General features: G+C 61.0%; 21 protein-coding genes. 15 read left to right on the plus strand and 6 right to left on the minus strand.

All coding sequences use genetic code 11. From position 1 onward, the window contains the following. The first annotated feature begins 27 nt into the window (after positions 1-27). Positions 28-273 carry a GlsB/YeaQ/YmgE family stress response membrane protein gene (locus EDE09_RS22970; protein WP_112798276.1) on the plus strand — a complete coding sequence of 82 codons (246 nt, stop codon included), beginning with the start codon at positions 28-30 and terminating at the stop codon, positions 271-273. A gap of 38 nt (positions 274-311) precedes the next feature. Further along, positions 312-1,286, plus strand: coding sequence for a lipoyl synthase (gene lipA, locus EDE09_RS22975; protein ID WP_105372533.1), 975 nt, complete (start codon positions 312-314; stop codon positions 1,284-1,286). Between the two features lie 12 nt (positions 1,287-1,298). Here lipA and EDE09_RS22980 read toward each other — a convergent pair whose 3' ends face one another. Further along, positions 1,299-1,484 (minus strand): hypothetical protein, encoded by a 186-nt coding sequence (locus EDE09_RS22980; RefSeq protein ID WP_105372534.1) that lies wholly within the window; start codon positions 1,482-1,484, stop codon positions 1,299-1,301. A 170-nt stretch (positions 1,485-1,654) separates the two neighbouring features. Between EDE09_RS22980 and EDE09_RS22985 the strand changes: the two genes are divergently transcribed. Both EDE09_RS22985 and EDE09_RS22990 read left to right on the plus strand, forming a co-directional pair. Next, the gene (locus tag EDE09_RS22985; RefSeq protein WP_112798274.1) at positions 1,655-2,248 is read left to right on the plus strand and encodes an AAA family ATPase; all 594 of its coding nucleotides are present in this window, start codon (positions 1,655-1,657) and stop codon (positions 2,246-2,248) included. 9 nt (positions 2,249-2,257) lie between these two features. After that, on the plus strand, positions 2,258-2,713 hold the full coding sequence (locus EDE09_RS22990) for a type II toxin-antitoxin system RatA family toxin (protein WP_112798272.1): 456 nt from the start codon (positions 2,258-2,260) through the stop codon (positions 2,711-2,713). On the opposite strand, the gene EDE09_RS22995 is transcribed toward EDE09_RS22990, so the two are convergent. Together EDE09_RS22995 and EDE09_RS23000 are read right to left on the minus strand one after the other, a co-directional pair. Continuing rightward, positions 2,704-3,222 carry a CinA family protein gene (locus EDE09_RS22995; RefSeq protein ID WP_105372537.1) on the minus strand — a complete coding sequence of 173 codons (519 nt, stop codon included), beginning with the start codon at positions 3,220-3,222 and terminating at the stop codon, positions 2,704-2,706. The genes EDE09_RS22990 and EDE09_RS22995 overlap by 10 nt on opposite strands. Continuing rightward, on the minus strand, positions 3,219-4,412 hold the full coding sequence (locus tag EDE09_RS23000) for a bifunctional 2-C-methyl-D-erythritol 4-phosphate cytidylyltransferase/2-C-methyl-D-erythritol 2,4-cyclodiphosphate synthase (protein WP_112798270.1): 1,194 nt from the start codon (positions 4,410-4,412) through the stop codon (positions 3,219-3,221). Before EDE09_RS23000 ends, EDE09_RS22995 begins: the two co-directional genes overlap by 4 nt. A 168-nt stretch (positions 4,413-4,580) precedes the next feature. Here EDE09_RS23000 and dusB point away from each other — a divergent pair, with 168 nt between their 5' ends. The 9 genes from dusB to hflX all read left to right on the plus strand — a co-directional run bounded on the left by dusB (position 4,581) and on the right by hflX (position 16,107). Next, positions 4,581-5,600 carry a tRNA dihydrouridine synthase DusB gene (gene dusB / locus EDE09_RS23005; protein WP_112798268.1) on the plus strand — a complete coding sequence of 340 codons (1,020 nt, stop codon included), beginning with the start codon at positions 4,581-4,583 and terminating at the stop codon, positions 5,598-5,600. Further along, positions 5,597-6,742 carry a nitrogen regulation protein NR(II) gene (locus tag EDE09_RS23010; protein WP_112798266.1) on the plus strand — a complete coding sequence of 382 codons (1,146 nt, stop codon included), beginning with the start codon at positions 5,597-5,599 and terminating at the stop codon, positions 6,740-6,742. Before dusB ends, EDE09_RS23010 begins: the two co-directional genes overlap by 4 nt. Continuing rightward, on the plus strand, positions 6,739-8,190 hold the full coding sequence (gene ntrC / locus EDE09_RS23015) for a nitrogen regulation protein NR(I) (protein WP_112798264.1): 1,452 nt from the start codon (positions 6,739-6,741) through the stop codon (positions 8,188-8,190). The genes EDE09_RS23010 and ntrC overlap by 4 nt, the downstream gene beginning before the upstream one ends. Positions 8,191-8,421: 231 nt before the next feature. Continuing rightward, positions 8,422-10,695: a PAS domain-containing sensor histidine kinase gene (locus EDE09_RS23020; RefSeq protein ID WP_112798262.1), complete on the plus strand. Its 2,274-nt coding sequence runs from the start codon at positions 8,422-8,424 to the stop codon at positions 10,693-10,695. Beyond that, positions 10,685-12,049, plus strand: a complete 1,365-nt coding sequence (locus tag EDE09_RS23025) for a sigma-54 dependent transcriptional regulator (RefSeq protein WP_105372543.1) — start codon at positions 10,685-10,687, stop codon at positions 12,047-12,049. The genes EDE09_RS23020 and EDE09_RS23025 overlap by 11 nt, the downstream gene beginning before the upstream one ends. Before the next feature lie 33 nt (positions 12,050-12,082). Then, positions 12,083-13,459 carry a Trk system potassium transporter TrkA gene (gene trkA / locus EDE09_RS23030; protein WP_105372544.1) on the plus strand — a complete coding sequence of 459 codons (1,377 nt, stop codon included), beginning with the start codon at positions 12,083-12,085 and terminating at the stop codon, positions 13,457-13,459. A gap of 19 nt (positions 13,460-13,478) precedes the next feature. Next, positions 13,479-14,342 carry a D-amino-acid transaminase gene (locus EDE09_RS23035; RefSeq protein ID WP_112798260.1) on the plus strand — a complete coding sequence of 288 codons (864 nt, stop codon included), beginning with the start codon at positions 13,479-13,481 and terminating at the stop codon, positions 14,340-14,342. 107 nt (positions 14,343-14,449) lie between these two features. Further along, entirely contained in the window at positions 14,450-14,692 is a 243-nt protein-coding gene (hfq, locus tag EDE09_RS23040) for an RNA chaperone Hfq (protein WP_056335505.1), read from the plus strand. Positions 14,693-14,766: 74 nt separating this feature from the next. Continuing rightward, complete coding sequence (hflX, locus tag EDE09_RS23045) at positions 14,767-16,107, plus strand: GTPase HflX (protein WP_105372546.1); 1,341 nt, start codon at positions 14,767-14,769, stop codon at positions 16,105-16,107. 80 nt (positions 16,108-16,187) lie between these two features. Here the strand turns inward: hflX and EDE09_RS23050 are convergent, their stop codons facing one another. The 3 genes from EDE09_RS23050 to EDE09_RS23060 form a co-directional block, all read right to left on the minus strand. Next, positions 16,188-16,847, minus strand: a complete 660-nt coding sequence (locus EDE09_RS23050; protein ID WP_132413014.1) for a hypothetical protein — start codon at positions 16,845-16,847, stop codon at positions 16,188-16,190. Between the two features lie 179 nt (positions 16,848-17,026). Beyond that, positions 17,027-17,911 carry a nucleoside triphosphate pyrophosphohydrolase gene (gene mazG / locus EDE09_RS23055; RefSeq protein WP_112798254.1) on the minus strand — a complete coding sequence of 295 codons (885 nt, stop codon included), beginning with the start codon at positions 17,909-17,911 and terminating at the stop codon, positions 17,027-17,029. A gap of 19 nt (positions 17,912-17,930) precedes the next feature. After that, on the minus strand, positions 17,931-18,509 hold the full coding sequence (locus tag EDE09_RS23060; RefSeq protein ID WP_132413016.1) for a nucleoside deaminase: 579 nt from the start codon (positions 18,507-18,509) through the stop codon (positions 17,931-17,933). Positions 18,510-18,742: 233 nt separating this feature from the next. On the opposite strand from EDE09_RS23060, the gene cysG reads away from it, so the two are divergent. Both cysG and EDE09_RS23070 read left to right on the plus strand, forming a co-directional pair. Next, positions 18,743-20,191, plus strand: coding sequence for a siroheme synthase CysG (cysG, locus tag EDE09_RS23065; RefSeq protein WP_132413018.1), 1,449 nt, complete (start codon positions 18,743-18,745; stop codon positions 20,189-20,191). A gap of 3 nt (positions 20,192-20,194) precedes the next feature. Beyond that, on the plus strand, positions 20,195-20,509 hold the full coding sequence (locus EDE09_RS23070; protein WP_112798248.1) for a DUF2849 domain-containing protein: 315 nt from the start codon (positions 20,195-20,197) through the stop codon (positions 20,507-20,509). Positions 20,510-20,515: the final 6 nt, after the last annotated feature.

A 20,515-nucleotide genomic window follows, 5' to 3' on the forward strand; every position in this document is an offset into this window, starting at 1 on the left:
ACATCTTTTTAAAACGGGGCTATTCATATGGGTGTGGGTTGGATTGCAGCGATCATCATTGGTGGCCTGGCGGGTTGGCTCGCCGGCATTTTGATGGATCTCCGCTTCGGCGTCTTGATGAACATCATCATCGGCATTGTCGGCGCCTTGCTCGCCAATGCCATCTTCCAGAGCGCCAACATCCATGTCGCAGGCGGATGGCTGGGTTACCTGGTGCAGGGTTTCGTGGGCTCCTGCATTTTGCTATTCGTTGCCAAACTCGTCAGACGCTGACGACATTCCGCGACGGTCGCGGTTGAAAGCAGGTTTTTATGGTCACCATCCTCGACAGGACCACTCTCGACGAAGAGAAGCGCGTCCGCCATCCGGAAAAGGCACATCGTCCTGATACGGAGGTGATGCGCAAGCCCGAGTGGATTCGCGTGAAGGCGCCGGTATCCAAAGGCTACGCGGAAACGCGCTCGATCGTGAAGGAAAACAAGCTCGTCACTGTCTGCGAGGAGGCCGGCTGCCCGAATATCGGCGAATGCTGGGACAAGAAGCACGCCACCTTCATGATCATGGGCGAGATCTGTACGCGCGCCTGCGCCTTCTGCAACGTGGCGACCGGCAAGCCGAACGCGCTTGACATGGACGAGCCGGAAAACGTCGCCAAGGCGGTGAAGCAGATGGGGCTCAGCCACGTCGTCATCACCTCGGTCGATCGCGACGATCTGGAAGATGGCGGCGCCGAACATTTCGAGAAGGTGATCTGGGCGATCCGCGCCGCATCCCCGATGACGACTATCGAAATCCTGACACCGGACTTCCTCAAGAAGCCCGGGGCTCTGGAACGCGTCGTGGCCGCCAAGCCCGATGTCTTCAACCACAATCTCGAAACCGTAGCCGGCAACTATCTGACGGTCCGCCCCGGGGCCCGTTACTTCCACTCCATCCGCCTGCTGCAGCGGGTCAAGGAACTCGACCCGACCATGTTCACCAAGTCGGGCATCATGGTAGGCCTCGGGGAGGAACGCAACGAAGTGCTACAACTGATGGACGATCTCAGAACTGCGGATGTGGATTTCCTGACCATTGGCCAATATCTGCAGCCGACCCGCAAGCATCACAAGGTGATGAGCTTCGTAACCCCGGACGAATTCAAGTCCTACGAGACCGTCGCCTATACCAAGGGCTTCCTGATGGTGTCGTCGAGCCCGCTGACCCGGTCCTCGCACCATGCCGGCGACGATTTCGCGCGGCTGAAGGCTGCCCGCGAAAAGAAGCTTCTGGCTGCCGCCGAATAGGCGGCGTCCGAGCTATTCTGCCGCCTCGACCTTTTCGCTCTTGCTCTGGCCGCGCCGTCTTCCCCGCAGCGTGAAGCGCTGACCGCGCGCTTCGCCTTTTGCCATTTCGATCAGATAGGCAAGCATGGGTAGCTCGTTCATGTCGGCGAGCTGCTTTGCGGATTCCAGCAGCTTTATCATCTGAGAAAAATCGTCCATGTATGCTTCGTCCGATTACGCCAGTGGGTCACCTGATGTGTTTATTTTACCCGCGATTGCGGCAATGCACCAAATTGAATTGGCATTAGCACATTAAATTCCGTTAACCAGCATTTGTTTGGGCTGTGTTGAGCGGCTGTGGCCGCCTGACATCCGGTTGTCGGGAGATCATGATGGATATCAAATCCGGTCCAGCCGGGGTTCGCTGTGTCGGAATCTCGGAAGCCGCCGATGAAATCCGCCATGCGGAGAGAATCCTGGTCGTCGGCTGTTCGGGCGGCGGCAAATCGACCCTGGCGCAGCAGATCGCCCAGCGGTTTGCGCTTACTTATATTTCCAACGATCGGGACGTGCTTTGGCTGCCGGGTTGGGTTCAGCGGGAGGGAAGTGAGCAGCGGCGGATCATCGAAGAGCTTATCCGGCAGGAGCGCTGGATCATGGATGGCACCAGCACCTCCACCTTCGATATTCGCGTTCCGCGAAGCGATATCGTTATCTGGGTGCGAATGCCGCGTGCCGTCAATGTCTGGGGTATCCTCAGCCGCTGGCTTAAATATATCGGACGCACTCGGCCGGAAATGGCGCCCGGCTGCCCGGAAAGAATGGATTGGGAGTTTTTCCGGTTTGTCTGGACCTGGGAGAGGGAATTCGCGCCGAGGGTTCTCGCCGGGCTGGAACAACATGCGGGCGGGAAGCCTGTCCTGGTGTTGAAATCCCGCCGACGGATGCGCGAACTTCTTGATCTTCTGGAAGCGCGCGCTTAACTGCGGATCATGCCAAAGTTCGAAATCCGCCGCCCCGTGAAGCATAGCGCCGATCAGATGTACGCGCTCGTTGCCGATGTCGAGAAATATCCGGAATTCCTACCGCTCTGCGAGGCGCTGGTCATCCGGTCCAGCAAGGAGCGCGACGGCAAGACGCTACTGCTTGCCGATATGACGGTCGGCTACAAGGCGATCCGCGAGACTTTCACGACCCAGGTTCTGCTCAACCCTGCCGAACGCGCCATCGATGTCAAATACATCGAAGGACCGTTCAAATATCTCGACAACCGCTGGCGTTTTGAACCGCCCTCTGATGGCTCTTCCGCCGGCTGCGTGGTGCACTTTTTCATCGACTACGAGTTCAAGAGCATGATTCTCGGTGCACTGATGGGATCGATGTTCGACCGCGCTTTCCGGATGTTCGCCGAAGCTTTCGAGACGCGGGCGGACAAGATTTACGCCTGATTTGCGAGCGTCGTTTTGGCGGCGTCGGTCAGCATCTCCAGCGCCGTTCTGACGGTCGCGAGACGCACCGCCGTTCGGCCGATATCGCCGTAGCGCATCTCGCGATGGAGCGAGATGCCGGAGCGGGTTTTTGCCGCAAGATGCACCAGGCCGACCGGCTTGTCTGCCGACCCGCCGCCCGGTCCCGCGATGCCGGTCACGGCGACGGTGAGGTTTGCCCTTGAACGGAACAGCGCGCCGTCCGCCATCTGCAGCGCCGTTTCCCGGGATACCGCGCCGAAGGCTGCCAATGTCGCTTCGGTCACGCCGAGCATATCCATCTTCGCCTGGTTGGTGTAGGTGACGAAGCCCCGGTCAACGACGGCCGAGGAGCCTGAAATTTCGGTGAGCGCGCCGGCGATCAGCCCGCCTGTGCAGGACTCAGCCGTTGAAACCATCAGCCCGCAGGCGGAAAAGTCGGCGACGATCCGCCTTGCCTGGTCTTCGATGTCGGCGGGAAACAGGTTCACCCGGCATCTCCCCGGTAGACCACTGTGGCGGTTGCGATGGCGGCAATGCCCTCGCGGCGGCCGACAAAACCGATCTTCTCGTTGGTCGTCGCCTTGACCGAGCATCGGTCCAGGGAAATACCGAGGATCTCCGCCAGGTTCTCGCGCATCTTCTGCCGGTGCGGCGCAATCTTCGGCGCTTCCGCGATCAGCGAGATATCCGCATTCATGATCGTGCCCCCGCGCTCTCGTACAACCTTTGCCGCGTGATCCAGGAAGATCTGGGAGGGCGCGCCCCGCCATTGCATGTCGGAGGGCGGGAAATGGTCGCCGATGTCGCCGGCGCCGCAGGTGGCGAGCAGCGCGTCGGTAAGCGCATGCATGACGACGTCGGCATCCGAATGGCCAACGAGCCGCTGGTCGTGGGCAATGAAGACGCCGCAGAGCGTCACGCCGTCGCCGGGCTCGAGCTGATGCACGTCGTAGCCGTTACCGGTGCGCACGTCGGGCAGTGGATGGTGCGAAAGTTTTTCGTCGGCCATGGCGATATCTCGCTTCACGGTGAGTTTGATGTTGTCGACGGAACCTTCGACCAGCAGGACCGGCAGCCCAGCCCATTCGGCGATCGAGGCGTCGTCCGTGAAATCCTCGCGTCGGAGCGCTGCCGCCTTTTCATGGGCGGTGCGGATCGACGGGAGGGAAAAGCTTTGCGGCGTCTGTGCGGCAAAAAGCCCGGCCCGCGGCACCGTCTCGTGAACCAGGTGATCCGGTCCGCCTCGCTTCAGCGTGTCGGTGACAGGCATAGCCGGCAACACGCCTTCCTGTCCCTGGTCGAGCGCCTCGGCGATCCGATCGAGAAGCGCATGATCCACGAACGGCCTGGCCGCATCGTGGATCATCACATGGGTGGCCTCGGTCGCTGACAAAGCTCTGAGGCCTTCGTAAACGGAGCGCTGCCGCGTATCGCCGCCGAAAGTCGTGACGACCTTCGCCGCACCGGGCAGTTCCGCTGCCGCTGCCGCAAACAGCGCTTCGTCGTCCGGATGGATGACGACCACGATCGGGCCGCTACGCGACCAGTTGAGAAACCGTTCGAGCGTATGGGCGATCACCGGCTTTCCCCCGATACGCCGGTATTGCTTCGGCCCGTCTTCGGGCGATCCCGCCCGTTCGCCGCGGCCTGCGGCGACGATGACGATGCCGATTGTCATGGAGTTGTCGTCCACGCGCCGTACCCATTTCTGCGTTCTGAAGGATTGACAGGGCGAGAACTATAGAATGAAAAGCGGCTTTTCCAGCAGGCCGCTCAAAAATAACGCAGTTCCCGATTTGCTCTTGGCAAATGCTTCGGGACTGAATAAAAATAGTGCAACAATCCAATGTGCCCGAAAGATCATCATTTGCGTTTTCCAGATCTCGCCGAACCTTTCCATATCGGGCCCGTTTCCATCCGTAATCGCGTGGTTCTGGCGCCGATGTCGGGAGTTACGGATCTGCCGTTCAGGCGGCTCGCATGGCGCTTCGGCGCCGGGCTGGTCGTGACCGAGATGGTCGCAAGCCGCGAACTCGTGCTGAACCGCGGCGAGTCCTGGGCCCGGCTGAAAGGTGCCGGCATTTCTCCGCATATGGTCCAGCTCGCCGGTCGCGAGGCCCGCTGGATGGCCGAGGCTGCCAAGATTGCCGCCGATAACGGCGCCGACATCATCGACATCAATATGGGTTGCCCCGCCAAGAAGGTCACCGGTGGCTATTCCGGTTCGGCGCTGATGCGTGACCCAGATCTCGCATTGTCGCTCATCGAGGCGACCGTAAACGCCGTCGATGTCCCGGTGACGCTGAAGATGCGGCTCGGCTGGGACGAAAATTCCATCAATGCGCCCGATATCGCCCGCCGTGCCGAAGATGCCGGCATCCGGCTCGTGACGATCCATGGCCGAACCCGCATGCAGTTCTACGAGGGCAGGGCCGATTGGGACGCCATCCGTCTTGTGCGCGACGCCGTCTCGATCCCGCTGATCGCCAATGGCGACGTCGAAACGCCGGAGGACGCCGTTGCCATTCTGGAGCGCTCCGGTGCAGATGCTGTCATGGTCGGGAGGGGCGCCCAGGGGCGTCCGTGGCACATTGGCTGGCTCGCCGGTCACGCCGCACCTTCGCAGCCGGAAATCGCCGCTCTTGTCGTCGAACACTATCAGGCGATGCTGGAGCTTTACGGCCGCGAGGCAGGGCTGCGCCACGCACGAAAACATCTCGGCTGGTATCTCGATCGCTTCGCGCCAGACCTGCCGACTGAAGAAAAGGCCGCCATCATGATTTCCAGGGACCCGGCTGACGTCGCGCGCCGGATGACTGTAGCGCTGACCGGAAACACAGCCGTCGGGCGCAAGGAGGCTGCATGAGCTCGCAAGTGCAGGATTCGGCAAGCGGCAATGCGCTTGCCATGGCCGTCCTCAATTCCGTCCAGAACCCGGTGATTCTTGTTGATGCCGAGGGCAGGGTCGCCTTCGCCAACTGGGAGGCCGAGGCCTTTTTCGGCTCCAGTGCCGCGCAGCTCGCCAAGAACGAAATTTCCACCTTCATCCCTTTCGGCAGCCCTCTTCTCGCGCTGATTGACCAGGTGCGTGAGCGCAAGGCACCGGTCAACGAATATCGTGTCGACCTCTCTTCGCCGCGCCTTGGTCAGGAAAAGCTGGTGGACCTCTACGTCGCGCCGGTGGTGAGCGAGCCGGGGTCGGTCGTGGTGGTCTTCCAGGAGCGCTCCATGGCGGACAAGATCGACCGCCAGCTTACCCATCGTGCTGCCGCTCGATCGGTGACGGGTCTGGCATCCATGCTGGCCCACGAGATCAAAAACCCGCTTTCGGGCATTCGCGGTGCTGCACAGCTTCTCGAGACCTCGGTCCCAGACGACGACCGGGCGTTGACGCGGCTGATCTGCGACGAGACGGACCGCATCGTATCCCTGGTCGATCGCATGGAAGTCTTCTCCGACGAGCGTCCGGTGGACCGTGTGCCCTTGAACATCCATTCGGTCCTCGATCATGTGAAAGCCATCGCCAAGGCCGGTTTTGCTCGCGAGATCAAGATTTCCGAAATGTACGATCCGTCGTTGCCGCAGGTTTATGCCAACCGCGATCAGCTCGTGCAGGTCTTTTTGAACCTCATCAAGAACGCCGCGGAAGCGGTCGGCGATCAGCCGGACGGCGAAATCATGCTGACGACGGCCTATCGCCCGGGCATCAAACTCTCAGTCGCTGGTACCCGCGAGAAGATTTCGCTGCCGCTCGAATTCTGCGTCATCGACAACGGCCCCGGCGTGCCGACCGACCTGCTGCCGCATCTTTTTGATCCCTTCATCACGACCAAGACCAACGGGTCCGGTCTCGGCCTTGCCCTGGTTGCCAAGATCATCGGTGCGCATGGCGGCATCGTCGAATGCGACAGCCAGGCGCGCCGCACCACGTTCCGCGTTTTGATGCCCATGCACAAGGAAGAGGCCACGGACGGCCGCTCTTTGAACTCCACAGGAAGTGAAAAATGACTGCCACGATCCTTGTCGCCGACGACGACGCGGCCATCCGGACGGTTTTGAACCAGGCTCTGACCAGGGCTGGTTACGATGTGCGCATCACCTCGAATGCCGCCACTCTCTGGCGCTGGATTTCGGCTGGCGAGGGCGATCTGGTCGTGACGGACGTGGTCATGCCGGACGAGAACGCCTTCGATCTCCTGCCGCGCATCAAGAAATCGCGTCCGGAGCTGCCCGTCCTCGTCATGAGCGCCCAGAACACCTTCATGACGGCGATCAAGGCGTCCGAAAAGGGTGCCTATGATTACCTGCCTAAGCCCTTCGATCTCACGGAGCTGATTGCCATCATCGGCCGCGCGCTCGCCGAACCCAAGCGCAAGCCCGCCCGCCTCGACGACGACACTCAGGACGGCATGCCGCTCGTCGGCCGTTCGGCCGCCATGCAGGAAATCTACCGCGTTCTGGCTCGTCTTATGCAGACGGATCTGACGCTGATGATCACCGGCGAGTCCGGCACCGGCAAGGAACTGGTGGCTCGCGCGCTGCATGACTACGGCAAGCGTCGCAACGGACCGTTTGTGGCGATCAACATGGCCGCCATTCCCCGCGATCTGATCGAGTCGGAGCTTTTCGGCCACGAGAAGGGGGCCTTCACCGGAGCCCAGAGCCGTTCGACCGGCCGCTTCGAGCAGGCTGAGGGGGGGACCCTCTTTCTCGACGAGATCGGTGACATGCCGATGGATGCCCAGACCCGTCTTCTGCGCGTCCTGCAGCAGGGCGAATACACCACAGTCGGCGGTCGCACGCCGATCCGCACGGACGTGCGCATCGTCGCGGCGACCAACAAGGATCTGAAGCAGCTCATCAACCAGGGCCTCTTCCGCGAAGACCTCTATTATCGCCTGAACGTCGTTCCGCTGCGCCTGCCGCCTTTGCGCGATCGCGCCGAGGACATCCCCGACCTCGTCCGCCATTTCATGCAGATGGCCGAGAAGGAAGGCCTGGACGCCAAGCGGTTCGATAGCGAGGCCTTGGACCTGATGAAGGCGTATGCCTGGCCGGGCAACGTGCGTGAACTGGAAAACCTCGTCCGCCGCCTGATGGCGCTATATCCGCAGGACGTCATCACCCGGGAGATTATTGAGTCGGAGCTGCGTTCCGAGGTGCCGGACAGCCCGATCGACAAGATGGGAGCCCGCACTGGGTCCCTCACCATCGCCCAGGCGGTGGAAGAAAACATGCGCACCTATTTCGCGGGTTTCGGGGACAATCTGCCGCCGCCCGGTCTCTACGACCGCGTCCTGACCGAAATGGAATATCCGCTCATCCTCGCCGCCCTTACCGCCACCCGTGGCAATCAGATCAAGGCGGCGGATTTGCTCGGTCTCAACCGCAACACGCTCCGCAAGAAGATTCGGGAACTCGGCGTCTCCGTCTATCGCAGCTCCCGCGGCGCTTGAGTTAAGTTGTTGAAGCAAGACCGGACTTTGTTCCCGCTGCTTGACAGGATCGGTCCATCGTTGCATTTTCGCCACATTGCGTTGCTTAAAGGCCACGCAGGGCTTGGGGTTTGCTTCTGGGAGCGGCGGCTCTTGATGGGGTAGCCGGGCCGGTTCGGGAAGGTACTGTCGCTTCGCTCGGTTTTCGGGCTGAAACGATCTCCCGCGAGGACTTGGAGATCGGAGTTATCGATGACGGAAGGCGTGACAGCGCCGATGGCCGAAAACGAGCCGGCAATGTCGGCGCAGGATCGGCGTGCTTCATTCGCGCTTCCCGGCCTCCTGCTTGCCGGCGGCGCGCTCATCTGTGCATCCTTGACGCTCTTTGTCCTGCTCGGGCTGACACCGATTGCGCCGAGCACCAATGTGGTCATCGCGTCGGCGGTGATCAATTCGCTCTTCATTCTGGGATTGATGTATCTGATCGGCCGCGAAGTGCTGCGGCTGGTAAAGGCACGTAATCGCGGCCGCGCTGCGGCGCGTCTGCATGTGCGCATCGTCGTCCTTTTTTCCATTGTTGCGATCACCCCGGCAGTGCTCGTGGCGATCTTCGCCAGCTTGACGTTGAATGTCGGTCTCGACCGCTGGTTTTCGCTACGCACCCAGTCGATCGTGCAATCCTCTCAGGACGTCGCCCGCGCCTATATGCTTGAAAATGCAAGCTATCTTCAAGGGCAGACGGTCTCGATGTCGAACGACCTCGAGCGGAACCGCGCCATGTTTTACCTCGACCGCACGGGTTTTGTGGACCTGATGACCCGCCAGGCGCGGGGCCGCGGCATGTTGGGCGCTTTCCTGGTGCGCGAGGACGGTCAGGCGATCGTTCAGGCCGATATCAAGACGGAAAAGCCGCTGCCGGCGATCCCTTCGGACGCGCTGCAAACCGCAGCGGCCGGCCAGCCGACGCTCATTCCGCCGGGTATCACCAACCTCGTCGGCGCCGTCATCAAGCTCGATTCCATCCAGGGCGCGTTCCTCTATACGATCCGCGCTGTCGATCCGAAGGTCATCGCAGCCATGCGACTCATGGAGGAGAACACGGCCGAATATCAGGCGATGGAAGCCGGCCGCACCTCGCTGCAGATCGCTTTCGCCGTGCTCTATCTCGGTTTCGCCTTGATCGTGTTATTGGCGGCGATCTGGACGGCGATCGCCGTCGCTGACCGCATCGTCCGGCCGATCCGGCTCCTGATCAGCGCAGCCGACAGCGTGGCAACGGGTAACCTCAATGTCGTGGTGCCGGTGCGTGCGGCGGATGGCGACGTCGGCAACCTGTCGCGCACTTTCAACAAGATGATTTCCCAGATCCGCAGCCAGCGCGACGAAATCCTCGAGGCGAAGGACGAGGTGGACGATCGCCGCCGGTTTATCGAGGCGGTGCTCTCCGGTGTCACGGCGGCCGTGATCGGCGTCGAAGAGGATCGGCGTATCACGATCGTCAATCCTTCCGCCGAAGAACTGCTCGGCGTTTCTGCCGAAGCTCTCATGGGCGAGAAGCTGCAAGACATCGCTCCTGAGATCGATCAGGTGCTGACGGAGGCGAGAAGCCGCGCCCGCGGCGATTTCCGCAAGCAGGTGAACCTGATACGCGGCGGCAAGGAACGGACGCTCTCCATGCAGGTGACGCGCGAGGAACAGCGCGCAGCGCAGGAATCCTATGTGGTGACGCTCGACGACATCACGGATCTGGTCATTGCCCAGCGTTCGACCGCATGGGCGGACGTGGCAAGACGTATCGCCCATGAGATCAAGAACCCGCTGACCCCGATCCAGCTGTCTGCCGAGCGCCTGAAACGCCGCTACGGCAAACAGATCGCCGACGACGACCGCGCAGTTTTCGACCAGTGCACCGATACGATCGTTCGCCAGGTCGGCGATATCGGCCGCATGGTCGACGAGTTCTCGGCCTTCGCCCGCATGCCCAAGCCTGCCAAGGAGGAAGCGGATCTGCGCGACATCCTGCGCGACGCGATCTTCTTGCGGGAGATGGGTACCACGCATGTGGATTTCATTCGCGATCTCGGCGACGAACCGCTCAAGGGCATGTTCGATTCGCGCATGCTGGGACAGGCCTTCGGCAACCTCATCAAGAATGCAGTTGAAGCGATCGAAGCGGTGCCGAGCAGCGAAGAGCGCGACGGCCGCAAGGTCAAGGTGCGCTCGATATTCGATGCTGCCCGCGATGCCTATGTCGTCGACATCATCGACAACGGCAGCGGCCTTCCGTCTGAAAACCGGCATCGCATTCTCGAACCCTATATGACGATGCGCGAGAAGGGCACAGGCCTCGGACTCGCGATCGTCAAGAAGATCATTGAAGAACACGGCGGGCAGCTCGAACTGCATGATGCGCCTGCCGATTTTGATCATGGCAAGGGCGCCATGATCAGGGTCCTGCTGCCGCATCTCCAACAGGCAGTCGTACCCGGAACAGATAATAGCAAGGAATTGGCATATGGCGTCTGATATTCTGGTCGTGGATGACGAGGCAGACATTCGCGAAATCGTTTCAGGTATTCTCTCCGACGAGGGTCACGAGACCCGTACCGCGCACGACAGCGACAGTGCGCTTGCCACCATTTCCGATCGCGTGCCGCGGCTTGTTTTCCTCGATATCTGGATGCAGGGCTCGAAGCTGGATGGCCTGGCGCTGCTCGACGAGATCAAGAGCCGCCACCCGGATCTGCCGGTGGTCATGATTTCCGGGCACGGCAATATCGAAACGGCCGTTTCCGCTATCAAGCGCGGTGCCTTCGATTTCATCGAGAAGCCGTTCAAGGCGGACCGTTTGATCCTGATCGCCGAGCGGGCGCTGGAAAACTCCAAGCTGAAACGTGAGGTGACAGAACTCAAGAAGCGCGCCGGCGATGCGGCCGAACTAGTGGGTACCTCGGTGGCCGTTTCGCAGCTCCGCCAGACGATCGAGAAGGTATCGCCCACCAACAGCCGCATCATGATCCTCGGCCCGTCCGGCTCCGGCAAGGAACTGGTCGCGCGCATGGTCCACAAGAAGTCTAGCCGTTCGGGCGGGCCTTTCGTGGCGCTCAATGCCGCGACGATTACCCCGGATCGAATGGAGATCGCTCTTTTCGGTACGGAGGGCGGTCCCGGTCAACCGCGCAAGATCGGTGCCCTGGAAGAGGCTCATCGCGGTATTCTTTATCTCGACGAAATAGGGGAGATGCCGCGTGAGACGCAGAACAAGATCCTCCGCGTCCTCGTCGACCAGCAATTCGAGCGCGTGGGCGGGTCCAAACGTGTCAAGGTCGATGTCCGCATCATCTCCTCGACCGCCTACAATCTCGAAAACCTGATCGCTGACGGATCCTTCCGCGAGGACCTCTATCACCGCCTTGCCGTGGTGCCGGTCAAGGTGCCGGCGCTTGCCGAGCGTCGCGAAGACATTCCTTTCCTGGTGGATATGTTCATGCGGCAGATTTCCGAACAGGCCGGCATCCGTCCGCGCAGGATCGGAGAGGATGCCATGGCGGTTCTCCAGGCGCATGACTGGCCGGGAAATATCCGTCAGCTTCGAAACAATATCGAGCGATTGATGATTCTCGCCCGCACCGACGGGCCGGACACGGCGATCTCGGCCGATATGCTGCCGACCGACCTCGGCGACATGCTGCCCAAGGTGGCGGGCAAGGGTGACTATCACATCATGACCCTGCCGCTGCGCGAAGCGCGTGAAATGTTCGAGCGCGATTATCTAATTGCCCAGATCAACCGCTTCGGCGGCAACATTTCCCGTACTGCGGAGTTCGTCGGGATGGAACGTTCGGCATTGCACCGCAAGCTCAAGTCGCTGGGCGTCTGACCGAAAGTCCTGATCGATGAGAGTTAGTGACCGATGAAAGTCATCATATGCGGCGCGGGGCAGGTGGGTTACGGCATCGCGGAACGGCTGTCGCAGGAGGACAATGACGTCTCCGTCATCGACACGTCCGCGTCGCTGATTGCGGCGATCACCGAAACCCTCGACGTGAAAGGTTATGTCGGCCACGGCGCGCATCCGGACATGCTGGAAAAGGCCGGGGCCGAAGACGCCGACATGATCATCGCCGTCACGCTTTACGACGAGGTCAACATCGTCGCCTGTGAAGTCGCGCATGCCCTGTTTTCGGTGCCGACCAAGATCGCCCGCATCCGGGCCCAGAGTTATCTGAAGCCGGAATATGCCGATCTGTTCAGCCGCCAGAACATGTCGATCGACGTGACGATCTCGCCGGAAATCGAAGTCGGCAAGATGGTGCTGCGCCGCATCTCCTTCCCCGGCGCCACGGATGTCGCCCGGTTTGCCGAGGACCATATCGCCATGGTGGCGATCGAATGCATGGAGGATTGCCCCGTCATCGCCACCCCGCTGCACCAGCTGTCCGATCTCTTTCCGGATCTGATGGCGACAGTGGCCGGCATCTTCCGCAATGGGCGCCTGGCGGTCGCCCGGTCATCGGACGAGCTGAACGTCGGCGACCTCGCCTATGTCATCTGCCAGCGCGAACATGTCCGCCGGACGCTCGGGCTCTTCGGCCATGAGGAGCAGGAGGCACGCCGCATCATCATCGCCGGTGGCGGCAATATCGGCCACTTCGTCGCCAGCACGATCGAAGAGCATCAACCGAGGACGCGGCTGAAGATCATCGAAAGCGATCGCGAACGGGCTGCGGCAGTATCGGAAAAGCTGCGCAACACCATCGTCCTGCACGGTTCGGCGCTCGACCAGAACATTCTGGCCCAGGCCGATATCCAGGACACCGACCTGATGGTGATGCTGACCAACAACGACCAGATCAACATTTTGGGGGCGGTGCTCGGAAAATCGCTTGGCTGCAAGTCGAACCTCGTTCTGATCAATTCCACGTCCCTCCACAACCTTACCGATTCGGTGGGCATCGATGCGCAGATCAATCCGCGAGCGGTCACCATCTCCCGCGTCCTGCAGCACGTCAGGAAGGGTCGCATCCGCTCCGTCTATGCGGTTCAGAAGGGCGCTGCGGAAGTGATCGAGGCGGAAGCGCTCGAAACCTCGCCCCTCGTCGGCCGGCCGTTCCGGGAACTCGATCTGCCCGAGGGAATCCGCATCGGGGCGATCTATCGCGGCGGCACGGTCATTCGCCCGAACGGCGACACCAAGATCAAGGCGCGCGACCGGGTGGTGCTCTTTGCGACGGCCGAGGCGGTGCGGGACGTGGAGCAGCTTTTCCGGGTTTCGATCCAGTATTTCTGATTTTTCGAGGGGACGACCAATGTCGAGAATTGCCTATGTGAACGGCCAGTATGTCCGCCATTCCGAAGCGGCCGTGCATGTGGAGGACCGCGGCTTCCAGTTCGCGGATGGCGTCTACGAAGTCTGCGAAGTCCGCCAGGGGATGATCGTCGACCTGACGCGGCACCTGAACCGCCTCGACCGGTCGCTGCGGGAATTGAGCATGGCGCAGCCGATGAGCCGCGCAGCACTCACCTTCGTCATCCGCGAGGTTCTCCGCCGCAACCGGGTCAGAAACGGAATCTTCTATCTGCAGGTCACGCGCGGTGCGGCCCGCCGCGACCACTATTTCCCGGCGGATGGCACGCCGCCGACCATCACGATCACCGCCAAAAGCACCGATCCGGCCGCGGCAGCGAAGAAATACGCCAATGGGATCAAGGTGATCACGGTTCCGGAAAACCGCTGGGATCGCGTCGACATCAAGACGGTTGGGCTCCTGCCGAATGTGCTCGCCAAACAGCAGGCGAAGGAAACCGGCGCCCAGGACGCGATTTTCGTGGATCGCGAAGGCATCGTTATGGAGGGGGCGTCTTCCAACGTCTGGATCGTCACCCCGGACGGCGAGCTCCTTACCCGTCCCGCAGAGCACGGCATCCTGAAGGGGATCACACGCACGACGCTGATCGATGTGGCGGAAAAGCTCGCATTGAAGGTTGTCGAACGCGAGTTCCGGGTGGACGAGATGATGGCTGCGCGCGAGGTCTTTTTCACCTCCGCGACCGGCATCTGCGTGCCGATCGTCGAAGTCGACGGAAAGCCCATTGCCAACGGTCATCCCGGTACCGTTTCAGGCAGCATTCGCGACGCCTTTTTCGACATTGCGGAAAAGACGGCGATTTGATAACCAGACAATCAGGGGGAAGGGAATACGAGGGCATTCCCGGTCGTCTCTTAAAAGCTTGATCATGTCCCGGCTCATTGACCGGCAAAAAAGAAAGAAGCGGCGCTATGGCGGAACGTTCTCAGAACCTGCAGGATTTATTTCTCAATACTGTTCGCAAGCAGAAGATTTCCCTGACGATATTCCTGATCAACGGGGTCAAGCTCACAGGCGTCGTCACGTCGTTCGACAACTTCTGTGTCCTTCTTCGCCGTGACGGCCACTCTCAGCTGGTGTATAAGCACGCGATATCGACCATCATGCCGGGACAACCGATGCAGATGTTCGAAAGCGAAGAGAGCGCGGCTTAAGGACAGATATAATTTCTAATCGCGATACTTCTAACGAATCCCTTGTCCCGGAAGCTGAAAAGCGCCGGGACGATATGCGCGCGGCTGTGATCGTGCCGGTCCTCAAACAGGCGAGGTCGCGAGGCGGACAGGGCGATTCGTCGGCTGCCCCCGCGCCGCAGCGCTCCAGTGAAGCCCGTCTCGAAGAGGCGATCGGCCTTGCCAGGGCCATCGATCTGGAGATCGTGGAAGGGCTGATCGTGCCGATCAGCCAGCCGCGTCCGGCCACCCTCATGGGCACCGGCAAGATCGAGGAGATCAAGGCGCTGCTTGACGAGAAGGATGCCGGCCTCGTCATCGTGGACCATCCGCTCACTCCGGTGCAGCAGCGCAATCTCGAAAAGGAGCTCGGCGCCAAGGTCATCGACCGCACCGGCCTCATTCTCGAAATCTTCGGCCGTCGCGCCTCCACCAAGGAAGGCACGCTGCAGGTCGATCTGGCGCATCTCAACTACCAGAAGGGCCGCCTCGTCCGCAGCTGGACCCACCTCGAACGCCAGCGCGGCGGCGCCGGCTTCATGGGCGGCCCCGGTGAAACGCAGATCGAAGCCGACCGCCGGCTTCTGCAGGAGCGCATCGTCAGGCTGGAGCGCGAGCTCGAACAGGTGGTGCGGACCCGTCAGCTTCACCGCGCCAAGCGCCGCAAGGTGCCTCATCCGATCGTCGCGCTGGTGGGTTATACCAACGCCGGAAAATCGACGCTGTTCAACCGCATCACCGGGGCCGGCGTGCTGGCCGAGGACATGTTGTTTGCAACGCTCGACCCGACATTGCGCCGTATGAAGCTGCCGCATGGCCGAACGGTGATCCTTTCCGACACGGTCGGTTTCATCTCCGATCTGCCGACCCATCTGGTCGCCGCTTTCCGCGCGACGCTCGAAGAAGTGCTGGAAGCGGACCTGATCCTGCATGTGCGCGACATGTCCGATCCGGACAATGCGGCCCAGGCCGGCGACGTATTGCGCATTCTTTCCGATCTCGGGATCGACGAGAAGGAAGGCGCCGAGCGCATCATCGAAGTCTGGAACAAGATCGACCGGCTCGATCCGGAAGCCCATGAGGCGATTGCGGACAGGGCCGTAAGCCGTGAAAACGTCATGGCCGTCTCGGCGATCACGGGAGAGGGCATCGATGCGCTGATGGCCGAGATCGCCAGGCGTCTTTCCGGCGTGCTCACCGAAACCACGATCACCATTCCCGCTGCAAAGCTTGCTGTCGTTTCTTGGGTCTATAATAATTCCATCGTCGATGACCGGCAGGATAACGAAGACGGATCCGTCACGCTTGACGTGCGCATGTCGGAGGCTCAGGCCGCCGAACTGGAACGCAAGCTCGGCAACGGGCCTAAGCCGGCGAAAGAGGATTGGGAAAGATAAAAGCATGCTCCCGAGGCGGCGGGAGCATGCTTCTGCACGCCGGAGTTCAGTTCCCCGGCGTCTCAGCTTCTTGATCGGGACTATTCGCTGTCTACTGCCGCCTGCTCGTCGAGCGTATCGCGGACCTGGTCGATCTTGCCCTCGGCCGTCCCGACGCCCAACACATCCTTTGCCCAATCGAGCGTTTTGTCGGTGACAGGCTGGCCGGTGAACTCGCCGAGCGTATCGCGCAGCGCCTCGTCACCCAGAACCGGATCGTCGATCGTCGGGGCCACGCCCATGTCGATCTCGTATTGTGCGTAATCGCGAACATAGGCGGATATCGCGGTCATCCGCGGATCGCTGGTGTTCAGGTAGGCGTTGTAGTTTCTTTTCAGCGAATTGAGGCCCTTGAGTTCGGATGGCGCCGGAGACGCGGCTGCGGACTTCTTCGTCTGCTTGTCTTCGGCATCCCGCCGGGCGTTTTCCTTCTGCGTCTGGCCTTTCGTGGATGAGGCGTCCTTGTCCTCCTTGGCGTCCGACTTGCCGGAATTGCTATGGCCGGAGTTGCCGTGATCGGAGTTTCCGTGACCGCCGCCACCGCCGTTGCCGCCGCCATTGCCTCCACCGCCGCCATTGCCGCCGCCGTCACCACCCTTGGCCCATACCATGTCGGAGAAACCCGTCAGATGAGCGCCGGTCGTAGCGGTCGACAGCATGAGAGCGACCGCTGCAGTCGCCAAAAAACCGTTCCTGTTCATTGGTATTTCCTCGCATTATGAATCGCAACCGAGATTGCCTGTAGAGGGACCTTCCGGTTGTTTTCAGGAAAATGCTACCGGCCTAGGACCAATGCGGGGTGGACTAGCCCATAAGTCCTAGATCGCCGTAGGGCTTTGGTCCCGGGTGGGAGGCGGGAATCGATGTGGTGCGGGAGGAGTCATGCCCGACCTGAGGACTTTGGGCGGCCTCCGTCACCCGATTCCCGCTCGATTGCTTTCGCCGCTTGCCAGAGCTCTTCCATTTGCTCCAGGGTTGCCGCATCGAGCGATTGACTCGACTTTTCAAGCTCCGTCTCGATGTAACTGAATCGGCGTCGGAATTTCGTGTTGGTGCCCCGCAGTGCATCTTCCGGATCAGCTTTCACATGGCGGCCGATATTGACGAGTGCAAAGATGAGGTCCCCAAGTTCATCGGCGACCTTGTCGCGTTCTCCGCCGCGCAGCGCCTCGCGCAACTCGCCGATCTCTTCCTCGATCTTGTCGAGGATCGGTTCGGCCTCGGACCAGTCGAAGCCCACCTTCGCGGCTTGGCTCTGCAGCTTCAACGCCTCCGTCAGTGCCGGCTGGCTGCGGTGTACGCCGCTCAGAAAGCCACGCTTGAAGTCGTCGGTTGCCCTCGGCCCTGCGGTGAGCGCGCGTTTGGCGTGCCGCTCGGCCCGCTCGCGTTTTTCCTCCGCCTTGATGTTGTCCCACTGCGCCTTCACGGCATCGGGTGTGTCGGCATCCGATCTGGCGAAGACGTGAGGGTGCCGACGGATCATCTTTTTCGTGATGGCCTCGACCACATCGCCGAACGAGAATTCCCCGGCTTCCTCCGCCATACGGGCATGGAAGACGACCTGAAGCAGCAGGTCCCCCAGTTCCTCGCATAGATCGTCCATGTCGTTGCGCTCGATCGCGTCGGCGACCTCATAGGCCTCTTCGATCGTATAGGGCTTGATGGTCGAGAAATTCTGCTCGAGATCCCACGGGCAGCCGGTGCCGGGTGTGCGCAGCGCCGCCATGATCTCGATCAGCCGCGAAATGTCCTTCGATGGTTTCATTGGAAAAATTCCCTGACGCTCAGTTGAGCGGTATGCTGTTGCTGCCCTTGCCCGACTGGTAGTTGTCCGAGAGCCTTTGATAGGCGGCCTTGATGCGGGCGGTTTGCGACCTTAATGCGCTGCGTAACGGCTCTGCCTCGGTCTCGATGAGATCGGTGATGAAGTAGGAGTTCCAAAAAGCATTGCTGCGCCGATAGCCGCCGGGTTCCAGGCCGAAGACCTCTTTCAGGATCTTCAGGTCGTGGGGAATGGCGAAGGCGTCTCTTGAATCCTCATGGCTGAAGAACGAGTAGAAGTTGTCGAAACCGGCCCAGGTGATGGCTGACATACACATGGTGCATGGTTCATGAGTCGAAAGGAAAATCAAATCCTTGGTGGGAAGATCTCGCGTGGTTTCGTAAAAACGCTTCAGCGTATGCACCTCGCCGTGCCAGAGCGGATTTTCGAGCTCGTTATTGGTCTCGGCGATTACCAGCGACAGATCGGATTTCTTCAGGACAGCAGCGCCGAAAACCTTGTTGCCGGCAGCGACACCCTTTTCCGTGAGAGGCAGGATATCGTTTTCGATGGCGTCGAGAAGGCATGCGGCGATCGTCATGAGAGCTCTTTTTTGCAGGATGTCTAGGCAGTTTATGGCGTGGAACGCGCGGATCAGGGCAAAAACACTTTAGTCTACCAAGGTGCTAGTGAAATATCGTCGCGGTGGCTTTTGCTCAAGAACCGGTTGATCGTAAAACAGAAATACCGGCTCGCAACCCACTTCGCATATCCATTCCTTCAATTCCGGCGCCTTTTCCTGGATATTGCAGTCATATGATTCAGGATACCCGCATGTCTCCAAGCCAACAACGTCTGTCGGTTTTTCCGGCTTTCTTCCGCGTCAGCGGACGGAGCGTTTTCGTGTTTGGCAATGGTGACGAAGCCTATGCCAAGGCTCGGCTGTTGCGCAACACCGAGGCGGAGATCGTCGCTTACGCCTTGGCCCCAGAGCCGGACTATGCCGGCTGGCTGGCCGCGCAGGGCATCGAGACTGTTCGGTCGGATTTCTCGCCGGATCAGGTCAAGGGCGCGGTAATGGTATTCGCCGCGACCGGCAATGCTGCGCTCGACCGGGCGATCGTTTCCGCTGCCCGCGCCGAAAAGATCCCGGCCAATGCGGTCGATCAGCCGGACTTCTGCGATTTTTACACGCCGGCGCTAGTCAACCGCGCGCCGGTGGCGGTGGCGATCGGCACCGAAGGCGCCGGCCCCGTTCTTGCCCAGATGATCCGGGCTCGCATCGACCAGATGCTGTCGCCGTCGCTTGGCCGCCTAGCCGGCCTTGCCGCAGATTATCGCGACGCCGCCGAGCGTCTCGTGCCGCGCGGCGTTTCACGCCGGATCTTCTGGCGCCGCTTCTTTTCCGGTGACGTCGCCGATGCCGTGGCGTCCAACGACACCAGCGCGGCTCGCCGTTCCGCCAACGCGCTGCTTTCGACCAGTGGCCAAGCCGAAGGCAGGATCTGGCTGGTCGGTGCCGGTCCTGGCGCCGAAGACCTGTTGACGCTCCGCGCCCAGCGCGTGCTGATGGAAGCCGACGCGATCGTCTATGACGCGCTGGTGCCGCAGGCGATCGTCGATATGGGCCGTCGCGATGCCGAGCGCCTTTCGGTCGGCAAGCGGAAGAATTGCCATTCCAAATCTCAGGAAGAGATCAACCACCTGCTTGTCGAGCTTGGCCGTCAGGGCAAGCGCGTCGTTCGCCTGAAGTCCGGCGATCCGCTGGTTTATGGTCGTGCGGGCGAAGAGATGGCGGCATTGCGCGAAGCTGGTATCGCTTATGAGATCGTGCCCGGCATCACGTCGGCTTTTGCAGCGGCTGCCGATTTCGAATTGCCGCTGACGCTGCGCGGTGTCGCTTCGTCGCTGATCTTCACCACGGGCCACGACCTGGCCGGCAAGGTTCTGCCGGACTGGGCCAGTCTTGCTGTTTCCGGCGCGACGATCGCCGTCTATATGGGCAGCTCCGTCGCGGCTTCCGTTGCCGAGCGCCTGATGGGCACCGGTCTCAGCGCCGATACCACGGTTGCCGTCATCGAGAATGCCAGCCCTGCCGACCGCAAGCTCCTGCATGGCGTATTGAGCGAACTGCCGGATCTGGAGGCCCGCGACGATCTCGTCGGCCCGGTTATGGTAATCATCGGCGAGGCTGTCGCCGGTGCGAATTTCGAAAAGTCCGAACCGCTGTCTGCCTTCAAGACCCTGAAGGCTGGCAAGGTTCACGCAGACATGGGACAATAGAAAATGACCGACAAGGTTCTCACCGCCAACCGCCTGTCGGACGGCATCGCCGTCTGGCTCGACGCGAATGGCTACTGGGTGGAAAGCCTGCAGGATGCGATCGTTGCGCGGCATGCTGAAGCGGTCGCTTCGCTCGAGGCGATCGGCAAGCGCGATTTTGCGGAGAACAAGGTCGTTGACGTTGCCGTTGTCGACGTGCAGGAGGTTGACGGCAAGCTCTGGCCGATCCGTCTGCGCGAACGCATCCGTGCCCAGGGCCCGACAATGGAATATGCTGCCGGCTACCGCCCTGCCGATCCGGCCTTTATCGCAGTCTGAGGAAAC

The organism is Neorhizobium sp. S3-V5DH, assembly GCF_004343065.1.
In the GTDB taxonomy this organism is placed as follows: Bacteria; Pseudomonadota; Alphaproteobacteria; order Rhizobiales; family Rhizobiaceae; genus Neorhizobium; species Neorhizobium huautlense.